Annotated in this window: 4 protein-coding genes; 3 read left to right on the top strand and 1 reads right to left on the bottom strand. The window is 69.5% G+C overall.

The genetic code is table 11. The annotated features are described in order from the left end of the window. On the bottom strand, positions 1-1,793 hold a 1,793-nt coding region (locus ACR2JA_RS05135), incomplete at its 3' end, for a cation-translocating P-type ATPase (RefSeq protein WP_434008036.1). Between the two features lie 123 nt (positions 1,794-1,916). Here ACR2JA_RS05135 and ACR2JA_RS05130 point away from each other — a divergent pair. The 3 genes from ACR2JA_RS05130 to ACR2JA_RS05120 form a co-directional block, all read left to right on the top strand. Next, positions 1,917-2,237 (top strand): type II toxin-antitoxin system Phd/YefM family antitoxin, encoded by a 321-nt coding sequence (locus ACR2JA_RS05130; RefSeq protein ID WP_434008035.1) that lies wholly within the window; start codon positions 1,917-1,919, stop codon positions 2,235-2,237. A gap of 4 nt (positions 2,238-2,241) precedes the next feature. Further along, positions 2,242-2,616, top strand: a complete 375-nt coding sequence (locus ACR2JA_RS05125; RefSeq protein WP_434008034.1) for a type II toxin-antitoxin system RelE/ParE family toxin — start codon at positions 2,242-2,244, stop codon at positions 2,614-2,616. 33 nt (positions 2,617-2,649) lie between these two features. Then, a partial coding sequence (locus tag ACR2JA_RS05120; protein WP_434008033.1) for a DEAD/DEAH box helicase family protein occupies positions 2,650-4,521 on the top strand: 1,872 nt, incomplete at its 3' end.

The raw sequence follows: 4,521 nt of genomic DNA, 5'->3' as shown, positions 1-4,521 counted from the left end.
AGCTTCTGCTCCGGCGCGATGCGGGCGCAGACGTTGACCGTCGCCCGGCGCTCGCTCAGCGCCGCGTCGCTGAGGGCGGCCATCTCGTCGCCCGACAGCACTGCGGCGTCCGGCCCTGCCAGGCCGGCCTGCTGCGCAATGGCGCGCGCGGTGGCGGGGTAGTCGCCGGTGATCATCACCACGCGGATACCCGCTGCTCGGCATTCGGCCACGGCCGCGGGCACCTGCGGGCGCACCGGGTCGGCCAGGCCCAGCAGGCCGACGAACGTGAAGTCGAAGTCGTGTTCGTTCGCGGGCCAGTCCTGGCCCTCGAATCGGCCGCTGGCCACCGCCAGCACGCGCAGCCCCTGCGCGGCCAGCCCGTCCACCACCGTGGCGATGTGCGCCCGTTGCGCGGCATCGAGGTGGCACAGGTCCATCACCGCCTCGGGCGCGCCCTTGGCGGCCACCGTCTGCGTCGCGCCATCCGACGCCGCCCACACATGCGACATGGCGCGCAGCGCCGGGCTCAGCCCGTAGGTCTGCACCAGCCGCCAGTCGCGGTGCAGGTGTTCGGTGTCGGCCAGGAAGCGCTCGCCCAGCCGGTGGAAGGCTTGCTCCATCGGGTCGAACGGGTCCACCACGCTGGCCAGGATCGAGAACTCCACCAGCGTGTGGAAAGCCTCGGGCAACGGCTGGTCGGCCAGCGTGTCCAGCGCCAGCCGGTCCGGCAGCGTCGGGCCACCGGCGGCCAGGTGCGTCACCGCCATGCGGTTGCCGGTGAGGGTGCCGGTCTTGTCGCTGCACAGCACGGTGGTGGCGCCCAGCGTCTCGATGGCGTTGATGCGCCGCGTGAGCACACCTTCCCTGGACAGGCGGCGTGCGCCCAGCGCCGGGAACACCGTCATCACCACCGGGTACTCCTCGGGCAGCATGGCCATGGCCAGGGCAATGCCGGCCAGCACCGCCTGCAGCCAGTCGCCGCGCAACAGCCCCTGCACCACCACCAGGGCCAGGCTCAGCACCAGCGCCAGCAGCGCCAGCTGGCGCACCAGCCGGCCGGTCTGCTGCTGCAGGGGCGAAGCCGCCAGCGCCAGCGTGCCCAAAGCGGTGCCGATGCGCCCGATCTCGCTGCGCGCACCGGTCGCGGTGACGCGCGCCAGCGCATGCCCCTGCACGATCAGCGTGCCGGCGTACACCGTGGGCAGGTCGTCGCCTCCTGGGCGGGTGCGGCCGGTCTGCCCGTCCGGTGTCGCCGCGTCGGCGGGCAGGGCGGCGCGTTTGCCCACCGGCACCGGCTCACCGGTCAGCAGCGACTCGTCGGCCTGCACGCCGTCGGCCGACAGCAGCAGCGCATCGGCCGGCACCCGGTCGCCTTCGCTCAGCTGCAGCAGGTCGCCACGCACCACGTCGACACCCGCCACCCGCTGCGCCACGCCGTCGCGCACCACCAGCGCGCGCGGGCTGGTCAGGTCACGCAGCGCCTCGATGGCGCGCTCGGTCTTGCCTTCCTGGTACAGCGTCAGCCCCAGCGTGATCACCACAAAGCCCATCAGCGTCAGGCCCTCGCGCCAGTCGCCCAGCAACAGGTAGAGCGTGGCCGCGGTGAGCAGCAGCAGGAACATGGGCTCGCGCGCCGTGTCCCGCGCGATGGACAGCAGGCCGCGGCGCTGCCCGCCGGGTAGGGCGTTGGGGCCTTCGTCGGCCAGGCGCTGGGCGGCCTGGGCGGCGGTCAGGCCGCTCGTGGTGTCAAGCTCTTGGTCAGCGACGGCGGCGTCGACGGCTGCGGTGGACGGGGTGGTCGGCGAGGTCATGCCCAAGGGTAGCCCAGCCGGCCCGCTGCGGCCACACGCTCCCCGGTCACCGACGGCACCACCGGCTGCCTGCACCTGCTTGTTAAACTGCGCAGAATTCTGTAACCCCTTCAGGAGCCTGCCATGGGCATTTCCGCCAGCGACGTCGTGCCCTTCACCCAGGCCCGCGCCCAGTTGTCCGAGCTGGCCGAGCAGGCCAAGGGCGGTGCTGAAAAAATCATCACCAAGAACGGCGAGAGCTACGTCGCCCTGATCGACGCCGACCGGCTCGACTACTACCACCGCCTGGAGCGCGAGCGCATCCACCTGCTGCTGCTGGACGACGCCCGCCGCGGCCTGGCCGACGTGCTGGCCGGCCGCACGCAGGACGCCGACGCCGCCCTGGCCGGCCTGCAGAAGGCCCGCGCCAAAACCAAGGCCATGGCGGCGCGCAAACGGGGCTGACCCCTTGGCCGAACGCTTGCTCCGCGTCGAACTCACCGCCAGCTTCCTCGAACGGCTGGCGTCCATCGACGCCTTCCTCACCGAAGCCGACGCCGCTTTCGCCTACGACGACTTGCTGGCCGGGCTGCGCGACACCGTCGTGCCCAACCTCGCGCGCTTCCCCCGCATCGGCAAGCGCTACCTCGACCAGCCGCCACAATCGGCCGAAGCCCTGGCGCAGCTGGCCCAGCTGCCGCCGGGCGCGGCCGACGCGCTGCGGGTCTACCTGCACAGCGACTACCTCATCCTCTACACCGCCACCGACACCACGGTCTACCTGCTCACCATTCGCCACCACCGCCAGCTGAGCTTCGACTTCGCGCGGCTGTGGCCGACCTGAACACCCGCTCCACCAGATTCGCATGAGGGAAACATGACGAACGAAGCCTTTGCCCGCGTCCAGATCGACGCGCTGCTCGCCGCCCAGGGCTGGACCACCCAGGACACCAACGCCGTGCGCTACGAGGTGGTGCTGCCCGACGGCACACGCGCCGACTACGTGCTGTGCGACCGCCACGGCCGCTCGCTCGCCGTGCTCGAAGCCAAGCGTTACCGCGTTCACCCGCAGGAAGCGGTGGAACAGGTCAGGGGCTACGCGCAGCAGCTGGGCGTGCCCTACGTCTTCCTCTCCAACGGCGAAAAAGTGCTGTTCTGGGACTGGCAGCGCGAGGCCTACCCGCACGAGGTCAAGACCGTGTTCCGGCAGGACGACCTGGAGCGCCGCGCCGCGTCCCTCAGGCTGCGGCGCGACGTGCTGCAAGTCCCTATCGACCGCCGCATCGTCGAACGCGACTACCAGCTCGAATGCATTGAAACCCTGTGCCAGCAAATCGTCCAGGGCCGCCGCAAGCTGCTGGTGGAAATGGCCACCGGCACCGGCAAGACCCGCACCGCCGCCGCCCTCATCAAGCGCCTGTTCGAGGCCAACCTCGTCACCCGCGTGCTGTTTCTGGTGGACCGCATCCCGCTGGCCAAGCAGACCGAAGACGCCTTTGCCGAACACCTGCCCGACTACCCGGCCTATGTGCTGCGCGCCGGCCGCCGATTTCAGGATGAAAAGCGCGTCACCGTCACCACGCTGCAAAGCATGGTCAACCTCTACGCCGACTATTCCAGCGGCTACTTCGACCTGGTCATCAGCGACGAATGCCACCGCAGCATCTACGGCCAGTGGAGCGGCGTGCTCAAGCACTTCGACGGCGTGCAGATCGGCCTGACCGCCACGCCCTGCGTGCACACCACCGACGACGACGCCGACAACAGCGACGCCGAAGACAAAGCCTTCGTGCGCGACACCCTGCGCTTTTTTGAAGTGGACGCGCCCACCTTCTCCTACAAGCTCAAGGACGCCATCCGCGACGGCCACCTCGTGCCCTACCAGGTCTACAAGGCCCAGACCGTCAAGACCGCGGCCGAAGGCGGCTTCCCCGTCCAGCGCAACGAACTCGACTGGAGCGCGATGGACGCCACCACCCGCACCGAGCTGGAGCAGGTGTTTGGCGACCAGGCGCAGATCGTGGTGGACCCGTCCGCGCTGGAACGCAAGTTCACCATTCCCGAACGCAACCGCGCCATCGTGCGCGAATACGCCCAGGTGCTGGCCAACGGCTTTGTGGACCGGCGCGGCGTGCTGCGCAAACCCTTGCTGGGCAAGACCATCGTGTTCGCCGTCAACAAGCAGCACGCCCACACCCTGGCCCAGCTGTTCGATGCGCAGTTCGCCCACCTCAAACCGGCGCCCGAGGTGCGCGTGGCCGACTACGTGGTCAGCGGCCAGGGCGCCGACGACACCACCGACGGCATGGGCAAAATCCGCCGCTTCAAGAAAGAGCCGTTTCCGCAGATCCTGGTGTCGGTCAACATGCTCGACACCGGTTTCGACTGCCCCGAGGTGGTCAACCTCGTCTTCGCCCGCTTCACGCGCTCCAGCATCCTCTACCAGCAGATGCGCGGGCGCGGCACCCGCAAAGCGCGCAACAAACCCGTCTTCACCCTGTTCGACTTCGTGGGCGTGAGCGACTACCACGGCGACGACGACGAGTTCGCCGAAGGCGGCTTCGTCGTCAGCAAGCAGCCGCGCAAGAAGTACCAGCCGCGGCGCCTGCTCGCACTCGACGTGGACGACCACATCGACCCCACCACGCGCGACTGGATCACCGTGGACGAAGACGGCAACATGGTCTTCCCCGAAGCGTCCGAACAGCGCGCCACCGAACTCGGCCTGCGCTTTGAAGCCTGGCTGCTG

Source organism: Hydrogenophaga sp. (assembly GCF_051007235.1).
In the GTDB taxonomy this organism is placed as follows: domain Bacteria; phylum Pseudomonadota; class Gammaproteobacteria; order Burkholderiales; family Burkholderiaceae_C; genus Hydrogenophaga.
The sequence above is the reverse complement of the archived record's forward strand: the minus strand, read 5'-3'. Positions and strand labels throughout refer to the sequence as shown.

Coding starts and splice junctions, on each gene's coding strand:
- ACR2JA_RS05130 (WP_434008035.1), top strand. CDS start 1,917: ATGGGCATTTCCGCCAGCGACGTCGTGCCCTTCACCCAGGCCCGCGCC.